This is a genomic window from Mesorhizobium sp. CA13, from assembly GCF_020165235.1.
In the GTDB taxonomy this organism is placed as follows: domain Bacteria; phylum Pseudomonadota; class Alphaproteobacteria; order Rhizobiales; family Rhizobiaceae; genus Mesorhizobium.
This window is the reverse complement of record NZ_JAIUHS010000013.1, coordinates 1-21,745: the sequence shown is the minus strand read 5'-3', so window position 1 is coordinate 21,745 and position 21,745 is coordinate 1. Positions and strand designations below refer to the sequence as shown.

Annotated in this window: 14 protein-coding genes and 1 pseudogene; 3 read left to right on the top strand and 12 right to left on the bottom strand. The window is 58.2% G+C overall.

From position 1 onward, the window contains the following. Window positions 1–5: 5 nt before the first annotated feature. The gene (locus tag LB566_RS24455) at window positions 6–2,162 is read right to left on the bottom strand and encodes a nucleoside-diphosphate sugar epimerase/dehydratase (RefSeq protein ID WP_140642928.1); all 2,157 of its coding nucleotides are present in this window, start codon (window positions 2,160–2,162) and stop codon (window positions 6–8) included. Between the two features lie 437 nt (window positions 2,163–2,599). Here LB566_RS24455 and LB566_RS24450 point away from each other — a divergent pair, with 437 nt between their 5' ends. Next, window positions 2,600–3,478, top strand: coding sequence for a sulfotransferase domain-containing protein (locus LB566_RS24450; protein WP_224628072.1), 879 nt, complete (start codon window positions 2,600–2,602; stop codon window positions 3,476–3,478). A 97-nt stretch (window positions 3,479–3,575) separates the two neighbouring features. Here LB566_RS24450 and LB566_RS24445 read toward each other — a convergent pair whose 3' ends face one another. The 8 genes from LB566_RS24445 to LB566_RS24405 all read right to left on the bottom strand — a co-directional run bounded on the left by LB566_RS24445 (window position 3,576) and on the right by LB566_RS24405 (window position 16,061). Further along, entirely contained in the window at window positions 3,576–5,774 is a 2,199-nt protein-coding gene (locus LB566_RS24445) for an acyltransferase family protein (protein WP_224628070.1), read from the bottom strand. A 154-nt stretch (window positions 5,775–5,928) separates the two neighbouring features. After that, window positions 5,929–7,146, bottom strand: a complete 1,218-nt coding sequence (locus LB566_RS24435; RefSeq protein ID WP_411910502.1) for a glycosyltransferase family 4 protein — start codon at window positions 7,144–7,146, stop codon at window positions 5,929–5,931. A gap of 6 nt (window positions 7,147–7,152) precedes the next feature. Then, window positions 7,153–9,084, bottom strand: coding sequence for a sulfate adenylyltransferase subunit CysN (gene cysN / locus LB566_RS24430; RefSeq protein WP_224628065.1), 1,932 nt, complete (start codon window positions 9,082–9,084; stop codon window positions 7,153–7,155). After that, on the bottom strand, window positions 9,084–10,073 hold the full coding sequence (gene cysD / locus LB566_RS24425) for a sulfate adenylyltransferase subunit CysD (protein WP_224628063.1): 990 nt from the start codon (window positions 10,071–10,073) through the stop codon (window positions 9,084–9,086). Before cysD ends, cysN begins: the two co-directional genes overlap by 1 nt. Then, window positions 10,074–11,477: a lipopolysaccharide biosynthesis protein gene (locus LB566_RS24420; RefSeq protein ID WP_411910507.1), complete on the bottom strand. Its 1,404-nt coding sequence runs from the start codon at window positions 11,475–11,477 to the stop codon at window positions 10,074–10,076. 289 nt (window positions 11,478–11,766) lie between these two features. After that, on the bottom strand, window positions 11,767–13,587 hold the full coding sequence (locus LB566_RS30510) for a sugar transferase (protein ID WP_318012871.1): 1,821 nt from the start codon (window positions 13,585–13,587) through the stop codon (window positions 11,767–11,769). A gap of 369 nt (window positions 13,588–13,956) precedes the next feature. Then, a complete protein-coding gene (locus LB566_RS24410; RefSeq protein ID WP_224628060.1) occupies window positions 13,957–15,060 on the bottom strand; it encodes a glycosyltransferase family 4 protein in 1,104 nt (367 codons plus the stop codon). A 17-nt stretch (window positions 15,061–15,077) separates the two neighbouring features. Then, window positions 15,078–16,061 carry a sulfotransferase domain-containing protein gene (locus LB566_RS24405; protein WP_224628058.1) on the bottom strand — a complete coding sequence of 328 codons (984 nt, stop codon included), beginning with the start codon at window positions 16,059–16,061 and terminating at the stop codon, window positions 15,078–15,080. A 433-nt stretch (window positions 16,062–16,494) separates the two neighbouring features. On the opposite strand from LB566_RS24405, the gene LB566_RS24400 reads away from it, so the two are divergent. Continuing rightward, the gene (locus LB566_RS24400) at window positions 16,495–17,394 is read left to right on the top strand and encodes a formyltransferase family protein (protein WP_411910506.1); all 900 of its coding nucleotides are present in this window, start codon (window positions 16,495–16,497) and stop codon (window positions 17,392–17,394) included. 57 nt (window positions 17,395–17,451) lie between these two features. Here LB566_RS24400 and LB566_RS24395 read toward each other — a convergent pair whose 3' ends face one another. From LB566_RS24395 to LB566_RS24385, 3 genes are all read right to left on the bottom strand, one after another. Next, on the bottom strand, window positions 17,452–18,480 hold the full coding sequence (locus LB566_RS24395) for an NAD-dependent epimerase/dehydratase family protein (RefSeq protein WP_224628053.1): 1,029 nt from the start codon (window positions 18,478–18,480) through the stop codon (window positions 17,452–17,454). After that, window positions 18,477–19,826: a UDP-glucose dehydrogenase family protein gene (locus LB566_RS24390; RefSeq protein WP_224628042.1), complete on the bottom strand. Its 1,350-nt coding sequence runs from the start codon at window positions 19,824–19,826 to the stop codon at window positions 18,477–18,479. The genes LB566_RS24395 and LB566_RS24390 overlap by 4 nt, the downstream gene beginning before the upstream one ends. 538 nt (window positions 19,827–20,364) lie before the next feature. Beyond that, a complete protein-coding gene (locus LB566_RS24385; RefSeq protein ID WP_224628041.1) occupies window positions 20,365–21,039 on the bottom strand; it encodes a hypothetical protein in 675 nt (224 codons plus the stop codon). Between the two features lie 614 nt (window positions 21,040–21,653). Between LB566_RS24385 and LB566_RS30505 the strand changes: the two are divergent. After that, window positions 21,654–21,745, top strand: a pseudogene (locus LB566_RS30505) (molybdate ABC transporter permease subunit); the annotation flags it as partial.

The window sequence follows — 21,745 nt, the reverse complement described above, 5'->3', positions numbered from 1 at the left end:
GGGCCTCAAGCGGCCGCCTCGTGTGGACGCGTGGTTGCCTTGGCTGAACCGAGGATCACATGAGGCACGAATGGCGCCGTCACCGCCGCCGCAGGCTTGGCTTCGTCTCTGCGGTAACTGGGAAGCATATCCGCAACAAGGTTTAACACTCCCTCAGTGTCGCCGGCCCTCGCCAAGCGACGCAATTGCGAAAATCCCTTGCGAAGCGTGTCAAGCGGCATCGCGTTGGGCACGGCGCCCAAAACTCCGGAAATCGGAACGTCGACACGTCTTTCGCTTTCGTCGAAGAGTTCCTCGAACAGCTTTTCTCCCGGCCGGCAGCCGACAATCTTGATCTTGATGTCCTCATCCGGCCGAAATCCCGCGAGCTTGATCATGCGGCGCGCCATGTCGATGATCTTGATTGGCGCACCCATGTCGAGAACGAAGATTTCGCCCTGTCCGAGTTTTTTCTCCAGACCATGGGCCGATGCCTGCAAGGTCAGTTCAACCGCCTCACGTATTGTCATGAAGAAGCGCTTCATCTCCATGTCGGTCACGGTCAGCGGACCGCCGTGGGCGAGTTGGCGCTTGAATAGCGGGATCAGCGACCCGCTTGAACCCAAAACATTGCCGAAACGAACGGTCATGAAGCGGACGGGGGTATCGCCGGCGGTAAAGGCGAGGTCCAGGGACTGGCAATAGAGTTCCGCTAGGCGCTTGGTAGCGCCCATGACACTGGTCGTGTTCACAACCTTGTCGGTGGATATCTGGACCATTGCCTTGGCGCCGCAAAGGCGGGTCGCTTCTGCCACGTTCATAGTACCGATGACGTTGGTAAGAATGCCCTCACAGGGATTCAACTCGACCATCGGCACATGTTTGAGCGCCGCCGCGTGGAAGACCAGGTCGACGCGATGGCGTCGGAAAATCTCGCCCAGGCGAACAGGATCGCGTACGTCGCAGATATATGGCTTCCGGCGCACATTCGGGAATTTCTCCGCCAACTCCAGATCGATGGCGTACAGATTGTACTCGCTGTTATCGATCAGGACCACTTCGGTGGGACCGAGCGCGGCAATCTGCTGCGTGAGCTCTCCACCGATCGAGCCTCCGGCACCGGTGACGACGATGCGCCTGTTTTCGATCATTCGGGACAACGCATCTTTATCAAGAACCGCCTGCGGCCTTTCCAGCAGGTCGGTAAGTTCGATGGGGCGCAAGTCGAAGCGACTCTGATATTTAGGATTGCGCAGTTCCAGGACGGGGGCGGGGCGAGAGACAGCGATGCCCAGACGGTCGGCCCGGTCGATCAGCGCTTCAAGCGTCGGGTCGACGAGGCCGGGCACCCTTTCGGTGAAAATCACGTGGCGGGGCTTGATGCCGCGACCTTCCAGATCGCCGATGACCGTGTCGAAGTCTTCGATGCTGCCCAGAACCGGCACGCCGCGCAGGAAATAGCCCTCTGTCGTTGCGCCATTGTCGAGCACGCCGACCGGCCAATGGCGTGCATTCGGATCCCGCTGCAGCGCGCGAATATAAAGATCGGCCGCATCGCCTGCACCGATCAGCAGCACAGGGACCACGTCGCGTCCGTTTCTCGCTCTGTTCGCAGTCGGACCAAAGCGGCTTAGCTCAACGAGCTTGGAGCGGATGCGAACCGAAATAAGCAGCGGCACGAGCAACAGAAACTGGATCACTATCACCGAGCGCGGAATCGAATCGAGCCGTGTAGCCACAAACATCAGGAACACGAAGGCCAGCGATGTGACGAATGCCGCGCGAACGATACCGAGCATGTCGCCGACGGAAGCATATCGCCAGTTGCGGGTGTAGAGGCAAGTCACCGGGAAGACCACGGCGCATGTAAGCAGGAAGCAAGGGAGTGCGAAGAGCAACGAAGCGTGGCTTTCCGGACCGGTGAATTCTCCATCAAGGCCCAATCGCATGAATGAAGCAAACGACAGTGCCGCCAGCGCCAGGGCCAGGTCGATGATGTAGAGATGAAGGTTCTTGCCAACGGCCTTGGCGCGCCCGGTCACCCGCCGGCGCAAGTACGACAGCACATGAACAATTGTGCGCGGCTTGCTGACGAGACGGCCGAGAGCGATTGCAGTGGCCAGCAAAAGGGATTGGCCTCCCAGCGGACTGATTGCCTCAAACGGCTGATCTGACTGGCTCATTCTAGACCTCGACAAAGCTTAGCCGCCGCGCTCCAAGAGAGCACGTTAAGAGACGCGGCTGTTTGAACTCGCAGGCACAAATCCGTGCCTGCCAGTCCCTTGCTCAATCAAGAACAGGTTGGCCTGCAATCGTTCGGATTCGAGGCTACGATCTTATCGCTGCTATGGGGCGCTTTACCCGCTTTCTAAGCAACACATGCTTTTGTGCATGGGGGGATTATCGGAACTGCAAGCGGACTTTGCCGCGTTAATCCAAAGAGGTACTCCCACCAGTCCGGGCCAGCCAGCTAGCTAGGTCTCGCTGCACCGACGCAATGGCTTACAATGGCCGAGATTAAAATGGTCGCTTGAGTTTCGGTCCGGCGGTCCCGTTCTTCGGGCACTTCATTATCGGCGACGCTAATGCGCCAAGCACACGCTAGCAGAGGAAGCTTTCTATGCTCGGACAGTTGAAGAACAATCTTCGCGACGCTACCTTTTTCCTTGGCGAAGCCGTCGTTCCAAAGAAAATACGCTACTCGGGTCCCCTGGGAGCGTTGCGCCGCCAGATGATCTTTTGGTCGCGGGACTCCTTTGTGCTTTCATATCCGAAATGCGGTCGAACGTGGCTGCGCACCATGGTTGGCCGCGTCATCGACAAACACTACGGCCTTAACCTGCAGAATCCCATGGAAATCCAGCATTTCTGGAAGATCTCGTCGAATATCCCTTGCATTGGCTTTTCTCACGACGACAGCCCGAACCTTAAGCGTCCCAGCGAAATACAGGCCGATAAGTCAAGATATTCAGGAAAAAAGATCCTATTTCTGGTTCGGGATCCGCGAGACGTGCTTGTTTCATATTATTTTGACGCAACGCACCGAATGAAGGTGTTTGACGGGACGATCAATGAGTTTCTGGCCCAGGATGTCGGCGGCATTGATTCCATCATAGCGTTCTACAACGCCTGGGCGCACAACCGCGACAAGGTAAAGGCATTTCAAATGCTGTCCTACGAACATATGCGCCAAGCTCCAAAATCGGCGCTTCGCACGGCGCTGGATTTTCTGGGCATTGAGGGCGTGCCGGAAGCGATCCTCGATGAGGCGACAACCTTTGGCTCTTTCGAGAATTTGCGAAAGATCGAAATGGCAGACGCTTTCGGTCACGAAAGAATGCGCCCGACGGACCAGTCGAACCCCGACAGTTTTAAGGTGCGGCGGGGTAAAATTGGCGGTTATGTCGACTATTTCAACAGAGACGAGATCGCTTACATGGATGAGAGAATTGCCAGCTCTTTGGACCCGTATTTCGAAATATACCACCGCAAGGCATAGCGTCGAGCTCTACTGCAAGGGGCGGCCTTGTCGCTTCCGTGCTGGGACGTCGCATAAGGCTTCCCCGTCGAAAAAGTCCACGGCTCTCCTTCGTCTGTCATCGGTCATTTCCCCACCGTGCTTTGATGGCGTCCATGATCAAAACGTTGAGCTTGGACGCGCCGGTCTCGCTGAGATGGTTGTCGTCCCGATAAAAAATCTGAGAGCCTCGATTGGCGAAACAGCGCTGTTGATCGCAGAAGGCCTTCTCCGGATACACACGCACGAGATTTGGATCGGATCCTACATTATCGTATAATTCGTATGTCCGTTGCGTTCGCCGGCGGAAATCCCCGTAGGAAACCGAAATCGGTTCCGCCTGCATATAAGCTGCAGGATCGTTCTGGCGTCTGGCCCGCATGAGAAGCACCTGCGGGACGTTCCAACCCATCTCCGGGACAGGATAGACTAAGACAACCTTCACCCCGCGCTCCAGAAGTGTATTTATGGTGTGGGAAATGGCCGTGGCGACCGCAGCCGGATCGGCGGGCCCGGTTTCACCCAGCTTGGCCAAATGCGGGTGATCGTCGCCCGGCTCGATTCCCCCCTCGCCATTGTCATAACGGCTCTGCTCCACGAGAATGGGGAGACGCCACAAGAGCACGGCTATCGGTCGCTTCAGCTTGCCTATGTAGTCGAGCCTCTTGTCATTGTAGTCGCCTGGACAACCCGGTTGGTCCACGTCAACCCTTTGCATACCCAGGAGAAATACGCAGCCGCCTCGATTGAGCGGTGTGAACGAAGCGATATCTCGGTAGTCGTCGAGGCTGTCTCGCATCGGACCAAGCAGAGTGCGAGCGTGAGAGTCACCTAAACTAACAAGAGCATAGCCCTCGGGGTTAGAGCCATGAAAGGTACAAGGGCCCTGTTCAGGCGCAAAGTTGAGACAGCTCTTCCCGTTCTGAAAAATCTGAGCCTCGCGAATATCGGATGCAGCGGCAATCGGGGCAAGTCCGCCCGCAAAACGGCTTGGCATGCCATTTTGGACATACCAGTAGTATCCGCCGCCGCTGAGTAGTACGGCCCCAAGTGAGGCAATCAGCCATATAACGGGCTTGCTGGTTCGCTTTCTGCTGCGGGTCGGCATCTCAACGAAGCGGTAAGTCGCAATGGCAAGTATAACAGACATCAAAATCCAACAAAGTACCGTCGTGCCGTCGACAGAATTGGTCGCACTCATTCTGCCGAAAGCAAATATCGGCTGGTGCCAAAGATAGAGAGAATATGATATCAGGCCGACAAATACAAACGGTTGGGAGGAAAGCGCTCGTGTAATGGGATCGCCGTGCCCTGTATACCAGATAAGCAATGCCGTTCCTGCAACCGGGATCAGCGTTACAAGTCCTGGGTGGTGCCACTGCGGTCTCATCAGCGGCACCGCGCAGATCAGGAGCACCAAACCGACCGCAGGCGCGACTCGTGAAGAGCGCATCGACACAAGCCGGCCGCCAGTCAATTCGCGTCTTGCCAGAAACACCCCCAACCCTAGTTCCCAGATTCGAGGCGGCAGTAGAAAAAAAGATGCATCCGGAAAATGCCTTGTCATCCACTCCGCAAGAATGAACGAAACGACGAGCCCAAGGCACAGGATGGGGGTTAAAAACCTCCGAGCATATTTCCACACCAGTAGGAGAAAGCAGGGGAAGATCAGGTAGAACTGTTCTTCGACTCCCAAGCTCCATGTATGAATTAACGGACGAAAAAGATTGTCGGCTGCGTCGTAGCTCGCAACATGCCAGAAATATAGATTGGAAGCTGAAAAGATGGTTGCAAAAAGGCTCGCCGAATAGTCTCTGAAGGCGCTCGGCAGCATATATAGCCAAGCGAATGGGATCGTCACTGCTAAGACGGTATACAGAGCAGGTAAGATCCGTCTCGCGCGACGCTCGTAAAAGTTGGCGAACGAGAAAGTCCCATCCATGACTTCCCGCTGTACAATCGAGCCAATCAGATAGCCGCTAATAACAAAAAAGACATCAACGCCAATAAAACCGCCGGCAAAGGGGTCAAGGCCCGCGACGCGAAGCCCTGAATGGTAGAGAATCACCAGAACGACTGCGATCGCCCTCAGGCCGTCAATTTCGCGGCGATATCCAACTTGACCGGCCCGGGTCGTGGCAACGATCCCACTCTGGGCAGCTGCCGTGTCTTGGTTCGCATTGCGAGCAGGATGATGGGCTTCGTACGGCAGACCTCGATCCATGCCGGGGGAACCATATATCAATGGCGCAGCTGACTTTTCGCGAAACTCACTCATGTCAAAGGAGGCCCTTCCCTTGGATGCGTCTATCAAGATACCGGCGTGCTGACGCCCGGATCGGCCTGAAGCTGCTGCTGCAGCCAGGTCGTCGTGCTTTTTGCGGCTCCGATGACAAGGAAATCGATGTGCTCTACCCGCATTGTGAAACCCTTTAACCGCCGATTTCGCTGGTTAGGTCGGTCGCCAAGCCGGCCTTGCGGGAGCAAAGCGCCCTGTCATAGATCTTCATGACATTTTCGACATGGCGGTGTGTGCTGTAGGAGAAGAAGGCGTGGTCGCGGGCTGCATCGCTGATCCGGGCCCAGAGCGGCGGATTGGACAACAACCGCGATAGCGGCTCCATGAAGGCCCCGGCGTCTTCCGGCGTGACCAGAAATCCGGTCCGTTCGTTCTCGATAGCTTCCGGATTGCCGCCATGATCGGTTGCAACCACCGGCGTCCCAAGGAACATCGCCTCGATAAGGGTTCGGCCGAAGGGCTCTCCCATGGCGGGAACGACCAGAACATCCGTTGCTGCGAGGAAAGGTTCGATCGGGTTGCGAAAACCCATGAAGCGCACCGTTTGGCCGAGCCCGCGCTCGGCGCAGCGCACGCGGGCGGCAGCTTCAAGATCTTGCGAGCCCGCGGGAGAATTCCCGAACACGCAGCCGACGACTGGGATTTGCGGATGCTCCCGCACGAAACGATCAAGGATATCGATGAAGAGGAGCGGCCGCTTTCGTTCGATCAGCCCACCGATGAAGCTCAGGACGCGTGTTCCCGGTGCAAGGCCTAGCTCGTCCAGAAGTGCAGCCTTGGCCGCGATCCTGTCAGGCACAGTCGACGGATGGTCGAAGGGACTATGGATGACGCTGAGCCGTCCCTTGAGGGATCTGATCGGATGCCGCGGTCGCGAAAATCGCGACACCGTCACCATGCGATGCGCGATGAGCGGCGCAAGCACGTTGGCGCCCTTGGCGTCGGGGTCGCCGCGATGATGCCAAACCAGCCGGGCACCTGACAGCCTCGCCGCAATGCCCCAATTCACATGCGTCCTGCCGTCATTGGTGTGAACGATATCGAACTTCTGCTCCTTGATGAAACGCCGCATGCGCGGGAGCGTACTGGTCAGATAGGTCATGACATCGCCGGGAATTGTTCCCTTTCCAGGCGAAGTCGTCGGCAGCGGGAAACCCATGAAAGGCTGACCTTCCATTTGCAGAAAGGCCGCCAGAGGCCCGGCCGTTTCCTGAAGCACCAGAATCGGAACGACCTTCGATGTATCGAGATTCTGGATGAGCTTGAGCGCCGAGATGTGGCTTCCACCGACATCATCACCGATAAATGGAAAGCAAACCCGTACCGGCCCCTGGCTAGCTCCTCCAACCATCGCCTGTTACCCGGTCGCAGTTCCGAGGTAGCCGCCTCGTTCAAGGTAGCTGACGATCGCTTCCGCGGCCCCCTCGGCGCTCAGATCCGGCGTTACCGTGATCTGTGGCGCTTCTGGGCGTTCATAGGGACTGCCGATGCCGGTGAAATTCTGGATCAGCCCGTTTCGGGCGCGTCGATAAAGGCCCTTCGGGTCGCGGCTTTCGGCGACCTCCAGTGGTGTATCGATGAAGATCTCGATAAACTGCCCTGGGCCGAAGAGGTCGCGCGCCATCCGCCGTTCCGCCTGGAACGGCGAAATGAATGAAGTAAGCGCTATCAGTCCGGCATCGACCATCAGCTTGGCCGCCTCGGCCACGCGTCGAATGTTCTCCACGCGATCAGCATCGGTAAAGCCGAGATCTCGGTTCAAGCCATGGCGAACATTGTCGCCATCAAGCAGGTAGGTGTGCTTGCCGAGCGCATGGAGGCGCTTCTCCACGAGATTCGCGATCGTCGATTTTCCGGAGCCCGACAGGCCTGTGAACCACAGCACCACGGGCCTTTGACCTTTGGCGATCGCCCGCGCATTCATGTCGACATCCAGTGCTTGCCAATGGACGTTGTTCGCCCTGCGCAGACTGAAGTCGATCATTCCGGCACCGACCGTGTGGTTGTTGATCCGGTCGATGACGATGAACGCGCCGGTTTCGTGCACGCTGGAAAAGGGGTCGAAGGCGAGCGGCGCCTGCGTCGTCAAGTTGACAAAGCCGACGTCGTTCTTCTCGAGGGTTTTTGCTGCCAGTTTTGCAAAATTATTGATGTCGACCCGGTGTTTTATCTGCGTGACGCTCGCACCCACCACGCTGGTGGCGAGCTTGATCAGATACGGGCGGCCGGGGATCAATGGATCCTCGTGCATCCAGAGCAGATGGGCCGCAAACTGGTCTGACACTTCCGGGCGCTCCGCCGCCCCCGCCAGGACGTCGCCGCGGGACACGTCGATCTCATCTTCGAGCGTCAGCGTGACAGCCTCGCCCGCCGCTGCCTCCGACAGGTCTCCGTCCTGGGTGACGATGCGCTTGACCAAGCTTGTCACGCCGGAGCGTGCCACGACCACACGGTCTCCCGGCCGGATCACGCCGGCGGCGACGGTGCCGGCAAACCCGCGAAAGTCGAGGTTCGGACGATTGACCCATTGCACCGGCATCCGGAAAGGCGCGCTACGGCGGTCTCGTTCCACCTCGACGGTTTCCAGATGCTCGATGAGCGTCGGGCCCCGGTACCAGGGCAGGTTCTCGCCTTTCGAAAGAACATTGTCGCCATAACGCGCCGACAGCGGGATGGCCTCCAGAGAAACGAAGCCAAGCGGTTCCGCGAAGCTTCGATAGGTCGCCTCGATCTCCTCGAATGCCGTTTGCGAATAGTCGACCAGGTCGATTTTGTTGACCGCAAGGACGACATGCCGGATTCCGAGCAGCGAAACGATGAAGGAATGTCGGCGTGTCTGGGTCAGAATGCCCTGCCGCGCATCGACAAGAATGATCGCCAGGTCGGCATTGGATGCGCCGGTAGCCATGTTGCGGGTGTATTGCTCATGGCCGGGCGTGTCGGCGACTATGAATTTGCGCCGCTCCGTGGCGAAGAAACGATAGGCCACGTCGATCGTGATACCCTGTTCGCGCTCGCTGGCGAGACCGTCGACCAGAAGGGCGAAGTCGAGATCGCCGCCGGTTGTGCCGTGGCGTTGGGAATCGCGGGTAAGTGTGGCAAGCTGGTCTTCCATCAGCAGCTTCGTGTCGTAGAGCAGCCTGCCGATCAGCGTCGACTTGCCGTCGTCCACGCTGCCGCATGTCAAAAATCGCAGCAGGCTCTTCTTCTCGTGGACGGCAAGATATTGCGAAGTGACCTCGTCTATCGAGGAAGATTCGAGTTCCGCGGTTTGAGCAAAACCCAGCATCAGAAGTACCCCTCGCGCTTTTTCTTTTCCATCGATGTTGCTTCGTCATGGTCGATCAGCCGGCCCGATCGTTCGGAGGTCCTCACGACAAGCATTTCCTGGAGCACTTCGGGAACAGACGCGGCAGTGCTTTCGGTGGCCGCGGTGAGTGGATAGCAACCAAGCGTGCGGAAGCGGACCGAGCGCATTTCGGGGGATTCGCCCGGGCGAAGCGGCAGACGGTCGTCGTCCACCATGATCAACTGTCCGTCGCGCTCCACCACCGGGCGCTTGGCCGCGAAATACAGCGAGACGATGGGGATGTTCTCCCTCATGATGTATTGCCATATGTCGATTTCGGTCCAGTTCGATAGAGGAAAGACCCGGACCGACTCCCCTGGTTTCAGCCGGCCGTTGTAGAGGTTCCATAGTTCCGGGCGCTGGTTCTTTGGATCCCAGCCGTGGCTATCGCTGCGCAGCGAAAACACCCGTTCTTTCGCGCGGCTCTTTTCCTCGTCGCGCCGCGCGCCGCCGAAAGCGGCGTCGAAGCCGAGCGAGGTCAGTGCCGATTTCAGCGCCTCCGTCTTCATGATCTGCGTGTAGGTCGACGAGCCGTGTGTGAATGGCGTGATCCCTTCGGCCAGGCCGGCCTCGTTGCGACGCACCAGCAGCTTCACACCGAGCCGCGCGACAGTCTCGTCGCGGAAACGGATCATTTCTTTGAATTTCCACGTCGTGTCGATGTGAAGAAGGGGGAACGGCAGTTGCGACGGATAGAAGGCCTTCATCGCGAGATGGAGCATCACTGCGGAGTCCTTGCCCACCGAATACAACATCACCGGGTTGCGCAGTTCGGCGACGACCTCGCGAATGATATGGATTGATTCAGCCTCGAGTCGTTGCAGATGGGTGAGCGACGAAGGTGAGGAAGGCGAGCGCCGCTGCGCTGCAGGCAAAGTGACCAGGGCTTGAGGTGCCGGGGCTTGAGATGCAAGAGGTGCAAGAGACATCTAGATCGCCTTTGAAGGGGCAAGACTTGCTTGGTTGAGAGCGTCCGCCGGCGGGGTTTGCCGGTCGGGGTGATGGGCGGTCTTGAGGGCCTGTCGCAACGAAAGCGCCAGGCCGAAGGCCCACAGAATGCCCAGGACGATATGGGCAATATTGCCGCCCATCGCGCCGATCCGCGGGATGAGCAGGAGGGCCGTCACGTGGAAGGCGGCTGTCGCAACGACAACAATGCGCAACACCTCACGTTGCCGGCCCATGGCAAGCAGCGCCGAGCGGGCGGCTGAGCCCGAAAGCACGAACGTGACAGCCACCATCTGCACGATGACTAGGCTGGCTGCGCCTATGAACTCCGGTCCCGCGGTCCAGGCGAGCAGCGGCCGGATGAGCACCGCCACGACCAGGACGCAAATGACGCCAAAGCAGAGCAGCATGGCTTCGGTCTGAAAGATCACCCGCTTGAATTCCTCGATGCTGCCTTTTGCCCAAAGGCGGGCGACATCGGGATAGAGAACGTTTTGCACCTGCGGGCCTACTTGCTGGCCGACGCGGCCTATGCGCTTGGCGATCTGGTACAAGCCAGCCGAGGCCGGGTCGGCTAGCCATCCGACCAGCAGTGTATCGAGCTCTTGCGCGCTCGCGCGCAAAGTGAGTGAAATGTTCGACGACCACGCGAAATCCCAGATGCCAGGGAAGCGGCGTGTGATGCCGGCCAAAGGCGCGCCGAGGACATTGTGGACACCCTGCCTGTGTAGCGCGCGCATGGTCAGCGTCAGCAGCGCCAGGGAGCCGAGGATCTGCGTTCCGGCCCAAACCGCTGTGAAATAAGCGAGATCGCCATTGATCAGCACGCCGAGCAGACACAGCAATACGCGCAGAACGGCGTTGAGCAACTGCCCATAGGCGAGGAGGCGGAAGTTGCCGGCCATGCGCTGGACAGCCACGGGGACGCCGGAAATCTGAAACAGCAGAACGCTGGAGTAGAGAACAAGAAGATGCACGATTTGCGTCGACCAACCGAAAACCGGCGCAATGAGAAGGGCCGCGCCAATGGCGACGACCCAGGCGCAGACAGCGGCGCCGACATCGATAAGCAGACCGAACTTCATGAGGACGCGCAAATTCTCGTGGCCCTCGGACGCGTTCATGCCGGCTGCGTATTTGATAATTGGCTGCCACGACTGGAAGCTGACAACGCGCTCGACGACCCTTGTGAACGCGATGATCAATGCAAGCTCACCATAGTTCGTCACGCCAAGCGCTCGTGCTGAAAGCGTAAAGGCTACAAGCGCCAGCAATGAGCCAAGAAAATTGCCGGTCAGAAGGTGTGCGATATTGGCCAGGCGTGTGCGGCCCGCACTCTTGCGCCTGGCAGCTTGCAGCACCCGTCGAGCCAGTTTTCCGATCATCGCAACCGTAGCCAAAGTCGCCCCGCTCATTCTTGATCGGCAATACGCGTCCCTTGGTCGTTCTCTGGGATTGTTTCTGCCGATGACATCCATCATCGGCAGAAACCAGAAAGCCGCCACGACCAAGTTTGGTCCTGTCGCAACCCCAATAAGCTAGCACCTGATCGCCGCTACGACCGATGGCCTACCCCATTAGCGGTAGCAGCTTCATGGCCGGTTTATCGCTAAATATATACGGCGCGAAAAAGTAGAACTATAAGAGATGCCGAACTAATAAAGAGAAATCCCCCTAAATATTTGGCTTTGTAAATTTAAAAAAAAGCAAACGGCTCCATATCTTATTAATCTCCTCGGGATGAAGCACAACATATATGGTGCGCCTCTTTCGCTGTTGGTCGAGGACTGCTCTAAGGTTGGATCCGGTAAGAGATATGCCGAAATCCGACGGGCCCGAATAGGCCTGGCCGAGCATGCGATCCAGCATCAACTCTCCCAAGGCCGGAGTGTAACGCGCAGAGCTCCAGTACCACCGCATCGTCTGATGACGATCGCCCGGATCCGGAATGTCTTCCATTGTAACGGAGTTATAGCCGCTAAAATCCCACAGTTTCACTTCAGATGTGGCTGTCTTGGATGCATTGACCTGACTTACAGTATACGTCAGATCCACACGCCATCGGTCGTAAACCGGGAGTAGCCCCATGGCCCTGAGTGCTTCCATCTGACGAGCATGTATCGGTGAAATGAAGAGCGTGACGTCTACTCCAGCGGCGGTGAGACGATCCAGCAGGTCGTGCAACAGGCCGATTCTGGTGCGGTCATAATCGAAGCTGCCGGGAGACGAAAACTCCGCCATCAACCGATTCAGCCTCTGGTCGGACACCTGTCTGTAGCTGTAATTGTGCGCCAACATGATCTGGTGAAAACCGTCTTCCTTGTCGGTCTCCTGAAATCCAATGCTGTTGGCGTGCACCGTCCGCAAAGCGTCGATAAAGCTTTCGGGGGAGAACAAGGACCGCGCATAAACGATAGGCATTGGAACCCCGGCAAAGCCGGACTCCGGAAAATCCTGGGTTTCCGTTCGGTCCGCCTCAAACATGGAGAAATCGAGATTGACGATCATCCGGCGGGGGGCGCCATGAGCCAAGGCGAACATGCCAATGTCATAGAGTTCGGCCATGCTCGCATGCGGAACCGCGGCATTGTAGGCCTTCAGCCTAGCTAGGCTCGGTCCGGCGGGATCAAGCCCGACGCGCGCCCGCGAGCCGCCGAGGATCAAAGTGTCGTAGTCGGTGAGCCATAGACGTAGTGAGCGCTCGGCTGTCGTGCCGATCGAAAGGCGATGTGTCTTTTCGGCATTGAAATCAGGAATCTCAAGATGGTGGTTGATGCCATATGGATCGACAACAAAAACGAAAGCGGCAGTCCCAAGCTCGAGCAGAATACCGATGGCTGCAACCCTTGCAGCGAACCGTGGCAGGCGCGATCCAGATGTCCTCAACGGCCCGCCCGACTGCGAAACCTGCGAGCCCATGAACTCGGGCATGGTGGCGTGTCCCGCGGCGCTGATCCCCTCTCGGGTGAAGATCTTGTAAAAGGTCAGGCAGAGAATTTTCAGGTCAAGTGCGAAGGTCCGGTGATCGACATACCAGACGTCCAGGACGAAGCGGTTCTCCCAATCAAGTGCGTTGCGGCCATTCACTTGCGCCAAACCTGTGATGCCGGGAATGACTTGGTGACGACGCGCCTGCTCAGGGCTATAGCGGGGGAGATACTCCATCAAGAGTGGACGAGGCCCGACGAGGCTCATCTCACCCCGCAATACGTTGATCAATTCGGGCAGCTCATCAAGGCTGCTTGCGCGCAGAAAGCTGCCGAAGCCAGTTAGCCTGTCAGCATCGGGAAGCAGCCGGCCATGATGATCCCGACGATCGGTCATCGTTCTGAACTTGATTATCTTGAATGGTTTTCCGTGCAGGCCGGGACGTTCCTGGCGGAAAAAAACAGGACGCCCAAGAAACAGCGCGACTGCTATTGAAAGCACCGCGATGAAGGGCGACATCAGCAGCAGAAGGCAGGCGGCACCGAGCAGGTCGAACGTGCGTTTCATGAGCGATGCTCCTTTCATCAGCATGCCTGCCGCGGCTCGCTGATACGCCCTCTGGCCAACCGCAAGGCTTCGTAGTGATCAAAAGCCAGGCCACCCCACGGGACACAATCTCGAAAGTCTGCATGTAGCCTTGTGTCTTGAGGCCGATCCCAGCCAGGGACGATGTGCGGGCATTGCCTTGCCCCGCGCGGCAGGTCGCCGCTTTAGTTATATTGGCTGTAAAGTGCGCCTATCAAAGATCATCTCCAGATGAACATCAGGATATGTGCGCCGGATTTGAAACGCTCGAGGTGTTCTTGTCCGACATTGGATATTTTCATTCGCAGATCGCGAACCTGAACAACTGAGTTCGTGATCGATTGCCTTCACTCAGAATTTCGTCAAAGCGGAGTCCCATTTTTCCGCAATCTGCTGCATTGAGAACCGATCGATCGTTTTCCGGGCCGATCTACCCATTTTGTGGCGAAGAGCATTATTTCGCATCAGGCATGCCATCGCAGATGCCAACTCGGCAACATCGTCGACTGGTACCAGCAGACCCGAAACGCCTGGTTCGACGATTTCGGATGGACCGAAATCACAGTCCGTTGCGACGACGGGCAGGCCGGCCGCCATCGCCTCGATCAGCACGTTGGGAAAGCCTTCGTAGCGTGACGGCAGGACAAAGAGGGAGGCGTCGCGTGCCCATTCGCCCGGACGCTCGGTAATGCCGGCAAGCTTTACCCTGTCCTCCAAATCAAACGCATTGATCTGACGTTGAAGAAGAACCCGATCAGGTCCCTCGCCGAAGATCGTCAATGCCCATGCCGGAAATTCGGTGGCGATTTTAGCAAACGCCTTTATCAGCGTGTCGAAGCCTTTCTGTTCCACCAGGCGTCCGACGGCGACCAGGCGAAACATTTCATTGCCATGGTCTTTGTAGGCATCGGTCGCCTCGTACGGATTTCCGATGACCTCGCAAGGATTTCCGATAACGTGGGCCTTTTTTCTGAGCGTATCTGGAAGCGTCTTGACAATCGCATCAGTCTGCATGACCAGCCGATCCGCCTGCCGAAGTACAATTCCAGAAACGAGCCGCCAAGCGGCGTGTTTCTTCTGCGCTTGGGGATTGTTCCTTTCCGAGATAATAACCCGGATGCCAAGATTCTTCGCCGCCAGCAGGCAGAGAATATTAATCTTTGTTAGAAACGAAACGATCAGAGTGGGCTGAAGCTGCTTGAATTCCGCGCGCAACATGGCCACGCGCCGCAAGCTGCGGACAAATCCGAGTTTCGAAAGCCGCGAAGCCCCATCCTCTACAAGTCTGTGGACGGTGACCTTCGGGTGCAGGGCAAAATAGCTCTTATCTTGCTCTCCCACGAAAGCAAATAGATGGACTTCATCTCCGCGCCTGCATCGATCTGCGGCGAGCAGACTGACGACGCGCTCCGTCCCTCCCGCACCCAGGCCCGCCTGCACAATCGCAAGTCGCATTTACTCCCCTCTTAACGTCAAGACGTCGATGGATTATTTCCATACTTCTCGGCAATCTCCGCCAAGTTGCTGCATGGATTGGTGGAAAGGGATTCGATGACAGGAAGATCTCTCTTGATCATCTCGCCTTGGCCGTGTTCATCCATGGTTTGGCGGCGAAGTTCATACCAGCCGCATACGAGCCGCGTTCCGCCACGGCGAAGCAGTTCCATCGCGGCTGGAGTTAGCCAGTCGATGCAGGTCTGCTCAATGAGTTCGGCTTGCGCATCACTAAGATAGTCGGCAAAGCCGCCGACCTTGCCGAGACGAGCATGCTGGCTTTCGCCATCGTGCGCCGCTAGGCCGCCCGCCATCTCATGCTCACGCATTACGTCGAAACGCGAAGCGTCGATAGAATCCTGAAGCGCGCGCACGGACGGTGTGTGGCCAAGAAATGTCAGGATACGCGTGCAGGCACCCATAGGATCTTCAGTCAGTTCCCCATAGCCCAATACTGCACTCACGTGATGCTTTAGACCTCTACCCCAATCATTCAGATATACTATCAGAGCCGGCAGGCCTTGTTCGCGATCGGCAATGAACGCGTCCATGGTGCCTTCGAAGCAGTGTTTGTGACGTGTGGCATCGAAATAAGCTGACACGATTACGTCGCGCGGATCTCGGGTCATGAAGATGATGGGTCGATTGAGAAAAAGCGAGCGTCTGTAGGTGAGGTGCGAAACCAGGACGAGCGGCACGCGATGGCGCTCATCTGTGTAACGAAAAGCCGGAATGCCCCTTGTCGGATCGAGATCGAAATCCGGAAGAACCTCGAACATTGGCGAAAGATCGCCATTCTCGCCGTTGGCGTGGCGACTGAAGTATTCCGAAAGGATATGTCTAAGCTGGGTTGCTCCGGACTTGGGGTAGGAGACAAGAAACGCGTCTGCGCCCGACGCAGCCCAGGTCATCCTGATCCGGGCGTCGATCTTATGCAATGTCAGACGGGTGGTCGTCAGCATGGTGACAGGTCTTCAGTCCTTGGGGATCGCAGCGCAGCATGTATGACGTCGCAGTCTAAGGACGCGATGGGCGGGCTGCCGGCCATGGCCTTGAGCAGTACCGCGCAATCTTCGTAGCGGGACGAAAGCACAAATGCGTCGGCGTCCAGAAAGCAGGATCGCCATGCGTGGAAGATCAGATCCGCCCTTCCCGACTGTAGCGGCGCTGCGATCCAGAAATGCCAAGCCGGCGAAGCTGTCCATCGCGTATTCCAATCCCGCTGTCGCAATCCCTAAATACCCAGCTTTCTTTGAAGGGACGAGTTGCACATAGGGATGCATGGCCGGCTGCCGTTTACCTCTAAAGGAGGACTTGGGCGCAGAAACGAAGCAGACAATAGAAGAGATCTGTGTCCATCTATCGCTCACGCCGGTGAGTTGGAGCCTTGAATTCATGCGCATAGCCTTTGTCGGTGCGGTGGAGGGATCTCGGGTCGCATTCGATGCCCTTGTCGAAGCTGGCATGACGCCATCGCTGCTTGTCACCCTTGCGGGCGAAGCTTCCAAACGCCATTCCGATTTCGTCGATCTGGCGGGGCCGGCACGTCTGGCCGGGGCCGCGGTCCACCTGACCAGGGACATCAATGCGCCCGACACGATCGACAGGCTCGAAGCCGAACGGCCCGATTTGACGATGGTGGTCGGCTGGTCGCAGATCTGCCGCGGCGAATTTCGCTCGGTCGCCCGATATGGCTCGATCGGCTTTCACCCGGCGCCGTTACCGCGTTTTCGGGGCAGGGCGGTGATCCCCTGGACGATCATTGCGAATGAAAAGGAGACGGGCTCGACTTTCTTCCGGCTCGACGAGGGTGTCGATAGTGGCCCTATCGTCCTCCAGAAGCTTTTTGCCGTGGCGCCGGACGAAACCGCTCGCTCGCTCTACGACAAGCACAAGCAGGCCTTGTTCGAGATGACGCCGCTTGTCGTGGCGGCGATAGGTCGTGACAAAGCCGTGGGCGTCGCGCAGGACGAATCCCTTGCCAGCTACTGCGCAAAGCGCACGCCCGATGACGGAATGATCGACTGGAACGATGCCGCCGAGAATGTCCTTCGTTTTGTCCGCGCCGTCGGCGATCCCTATCCGGGCGCCTTCACTTTCACTGCCGGTGCCAAGATCGTGATCGAGAAGGCGCGCATGTTTGCCCTGCCTGGGCGCCATATCGGGCTGACCGGCCAGGTCCAAACTCATACCGACAGCGGCTTTACAGTGCTTTGTGGAGACGGAGCCGCCATTGAGGTGACATCCTGGCATGGCGAGAGGCCCAGGATACACGCCAAGCTGGCCTCGGCATGACCAACCTGTGTCGGGCCAAGGAGTTAGGCGCGTGCACTGATCACAGGACTGCGCGCTTCAGGCGGCTATTGTCGGCCGCGACGGCCGTTCTTCCAGATACCAGCGTACGAAGGCGGTCACCCCGTCCTCGACGCTGGTGCAAGGGCGAAAGCCGGTAAGGGCCTCCAGCAGGCGGGGGTCGGCATAGGTTGCCCGCATGTCGCCAGCCTGCATCGGCAACATCTTGCGGATGGCGCGTTTGCCCAGGCACTTCTCGATCGTCTCGATGAAAGGCAGCAGCCCGACAGGCTCGCCGCCGCCTATGTTGACGACACGCCACGGCGCGACGGGTGACAGCGTGTCGACGACGCCGGGAGCGGACGCCGCGCGACCTGTCGCCGGCGTGCATTCGACGAGCCGGACGATGGCTTCGACGAGATCGTCGATATAGGTGAAATCACGCTTCATCAGGCCTTCGCCATACACTTCGATCGGACGGCCGTTCTCGATCGCGTCGACAAATTTGAAGAGTGCCATGTCGGGCCGGCCCCAGGGGCCATATACGGTGAAGAAGCGGAAGCAGGTGGTCGGCGTCCCGAAGATATGTGAATAGGAGTGCGCCATCGCCTCCATCGCCTTCTTCGTGGCCGCATAGAAGGTCAACGGGCAATCAGCCTTGTCGGTTTCGACGAATGGCATCTTGTCGTTCGCTCCATAGGCCGAGCTCGTGGACGCAAGGAGCAAATGCCGGGGCTTGAGATCACGCGCAAGCTCAAGCACGTTGAACGAGCCGACGAGATTGCTGTCCGTGTAACTTCGCGGATTGTCGATTGAGTAGCGGACACCGGCCTGCGCGGCCAGATGCACGATCACATCGGGCCGGGCGGAGTCCGCGGCGCGGCGAAGGGCATCCAGGTCTTCCAGTTGGCCGATATGGGCGCGAAAGGCGTCGTATCTTTGAAGCAGGGCGTGTCGGGACTGCTTCAGGACGATGTCATAGTATGGCGTCATCCCGTCGAAGCCGGTGACGCGATGACCGTCCTCGAGCAGCCGGCGCGCCAGGTGAAAACCGATGAATCCTGCGGTGCCGGTGATCAGATACCTCATTCCGCGGCCGCGGCGAAAACTGCCTTGTCTGCGACCGCTCCCTCACCGATATTCACGTACTCGAAGCCGTGCTTGGAAATCTCTTCCCGCCGGTAAATGTTGCGCAGGTCGACCACCACCCGTTTCGACATCGTGCGGGACAGTCGTTCAAAATCCAGGGCGCGGAACTGATTCCACTCGGTCACGATGACCAGCGCATCGGCGCCCTCGGCGCATTCATAGGCGCCTTCGGCATAGCTTACGCTTGTGCCGAGCACGATTTTCGCCTGATCCATGCCTTCGGGGTCATACACTCGGACATGTGCTCCAAAATCGATCAAGGCCTGGATGATCGAAAGGGAAGGCGCTTCACGGACATCATCGGTGTTGGGTTTGAAGGTAAGACCCAGCAAGGCCACCGTCTTTGCGCGGACATCGCCGCCGCAGGCAAATACGATCTTGCGCGCCATGGTGCGTTTTCGCTGGTCGTTCACGGCAACCGTCGTTTCGATCAGGCGCAATGGCGCGCCGCTGTCCTGCGCCGTCTTGACCAAAGCCAGCGTGTCTTTCGGAAAACAGGATCCTCCATAGCCCGGGCCAGCGTGCAGGAACTTTGAGCCGATGCGATTGTCGAGCCCGATGCCCCGCGCTACCTCGCGCACGTTCGCGCCCACGCTCTCGCAGAGATCCGCGATCTCGTTGATGAACGTGATCTTGAGCGCCAGGAAGGCGTTGGCCGCATATTTGATCAGCTCGGACGTGCGGCGGCCGGTAAACAGGATTGGCGCCTGGTTGAGATAAAGCGGCCGATACACCTCCGCCATCACCTCCCGGCCACGCTCGTCCGACGGCAGGCCGATAACGATCCGGTCTGGTCGTTTGAAGTCGTCGATCGCGGCTCCTTCGCGCAGGAATTCCGGGTTGGAGACGACCGCCACATCGGCCAGGGGATTGCATTGGCGAATGATCCGTTCGACCTCATCCCCCGTGCCCACCGGCACCGTGGATTTGATTGCCACCACGGTGAACCCGTGAACAGCGGCCGCGATTTCCCGGGCCGCTTCGTAGACATAGGACAGATCGGCATGGCCGTCGCCTCGCCTCGAAGGCGTTCCGACGGCAATGAACACCACGTCCGCATCGGCGACTGCCGCTGCAAGCGTGCTGGTGAAGGTGAGCTGGCCGCTCGCGGAATTCTTGTCGACGAGGTCGTCGAGACCTGGCTCATAGATCGGCATTCTTCCGGCCTGGAGATCGGCAATCTTGGCCTCCGCCTTATCGACGCAGACGACTTGATGGCCGAAATCAGCCAGGCAAGCGCCCGATACAAGACCCACGTAACCCGAACCAACAATCGCGATGCGCATGTAACCGCCACTCTGATGATGACAACTGACGCGATTAAGCCAGCAGCGGCCAAGAAAATGGAGTGCGCAATCGGATAAGACATTACCACTTCCGAGACCTGGTATAGGCCCGGACGGTCGTCTGGCGCGGTTTGACAACGCTAAGTGCTGATGGCCATTGCAAATGGACGAGACGAGATGATCTGGCGCGCAGCCACGCTCGGCTGCAAGCCGGCTGACGGCGCTTCATTGGCGCGTCGATTGCTTGAGTTCATTTTCCGTCAAAATTCCGGTCGGCGGCCGTTCGGTCTTTTGCCATGCTCTTAGAGGTAGCTCGGTTCTCGCTTCAACTTGCCGTCCGGGAGCCGAGCCGGGAAATTGCCCTCGAACAGCCTCGCCTGAGCTTGATAGATCTTCGTCCAGGTGAGGCTGCGCGCTGGAGTGTCCTGCCGTGACGAACAACGCTAGGCAAGAGCACGCCGAGGCCGGCAGGGCGATTTTCCGGTCCATGCAATGGAACTGTTGCCGGCTGCGCGTGGTCGCATTTGCCGGCGAACATTCAAAGAATGTAGCTGAGGGCCTCGCTTTCCGTCGCACTGTCAGCCGCGGAAACAGGCTTGGCGAAGAGGAAGGCACCATCTCGCGAGAACAGATCCGCCGGCATCATCTGGAACTCGCGCTGCGAATGCGGGACATCCAATTCACGATCGACAATATGCCAGAGGCTGTTGAAGAACGACCCGTCGGCTTGCCTCATGCTTTCCCCCCGAAGCGGCTTTCTCGATGAGAAAACCGTTGCTGGATTGGCCCACATGTCGGCAATGGCGATATCGTAATAGCCGGGATGCGCGGCATTGGGTTTGATAATCGCGAAGGGCGTGTTCTTTTCCGGCCAGCCTATGCGGCCCACGGTCAGGCACTCTTCCGGCTCGGGCAATCTTGCCTCCACAAGATAGGCCAGTGCCGCATCGATGCCGCCGATTTCCGAAACGACGCACGATGTCAGTCCCGCGCGGGCAAGCTGCATCAGCTTTCGAGCTTCTTGTTCATCCATATCGGCCCATCTCAGGAAAGCCATCCATTGTTGGTGCAGGCAGTCGTCCTTGGCTTGGCAAAGAAGTCGTCCTGCCTCCAAAGCGGATTCGACCCTCCTCCTGTCCGCCTCCGCGAAGGCTTCTCGCGCAGGGCGAATTCGGCCGGCTATTTCCATCAGGTCATTTGAGATGTTTTTCATATCCTCCTCCCCAGGCGGATTTCTAATCTGACTTATGCGCTCCATGATGCGTTGGTTTTGTATTGCGTAGAATGCCTTCACGGGAACGCGTGAGATATCTTAGTGACGTGGCCAACCTATTCTTTTGAGCAAGGGTCCCACTTCCGACCGTCGGCCGACCCGCGCGCGATAGTGTTCGCTACTACTTGCTGCCATAGCTTCGCTTTCGTCGTTGTCGGCGTCGCCTGGTCCACACGACGACGTCTGCAAATTCTGTCGTCCGATCCGCCGAACGCCATCTGCCGGGCGGTATGCGCGCGATGGAAGCTCGGGACCCAACACTGGTCGCGACATGCAAGGCTTGTCCCCCGGGTTTAATTTTTCGACGACTGAAGAATACGCGTACCCTATCATTTCGGTGATGATGCTCATCCAACCAGATCTGGAGACCTGCGCAGGAAGGAGTAGTCAGAAGAGCTGGAGAAAGCCCGAATGACCGCGAAGAAGGAAAATCCACACGCCTTTGGGCGAATGGAAGTAGGCGCCGTATCTTTCAACGAACTTGCACGCCCAAGGCTCTTGAAGTCATAGCGGAGGGCAATCTGGCTTGAACGAGTGGGGCGATCCAGAACTCCATGACAGCAGTGGCCATCACAGCACCCGCTCGGGCGGGTTGGCGGTTTCGACAGCCGAGCGTCATTCCGGGTTTCGGATTGACGCTCGGCTT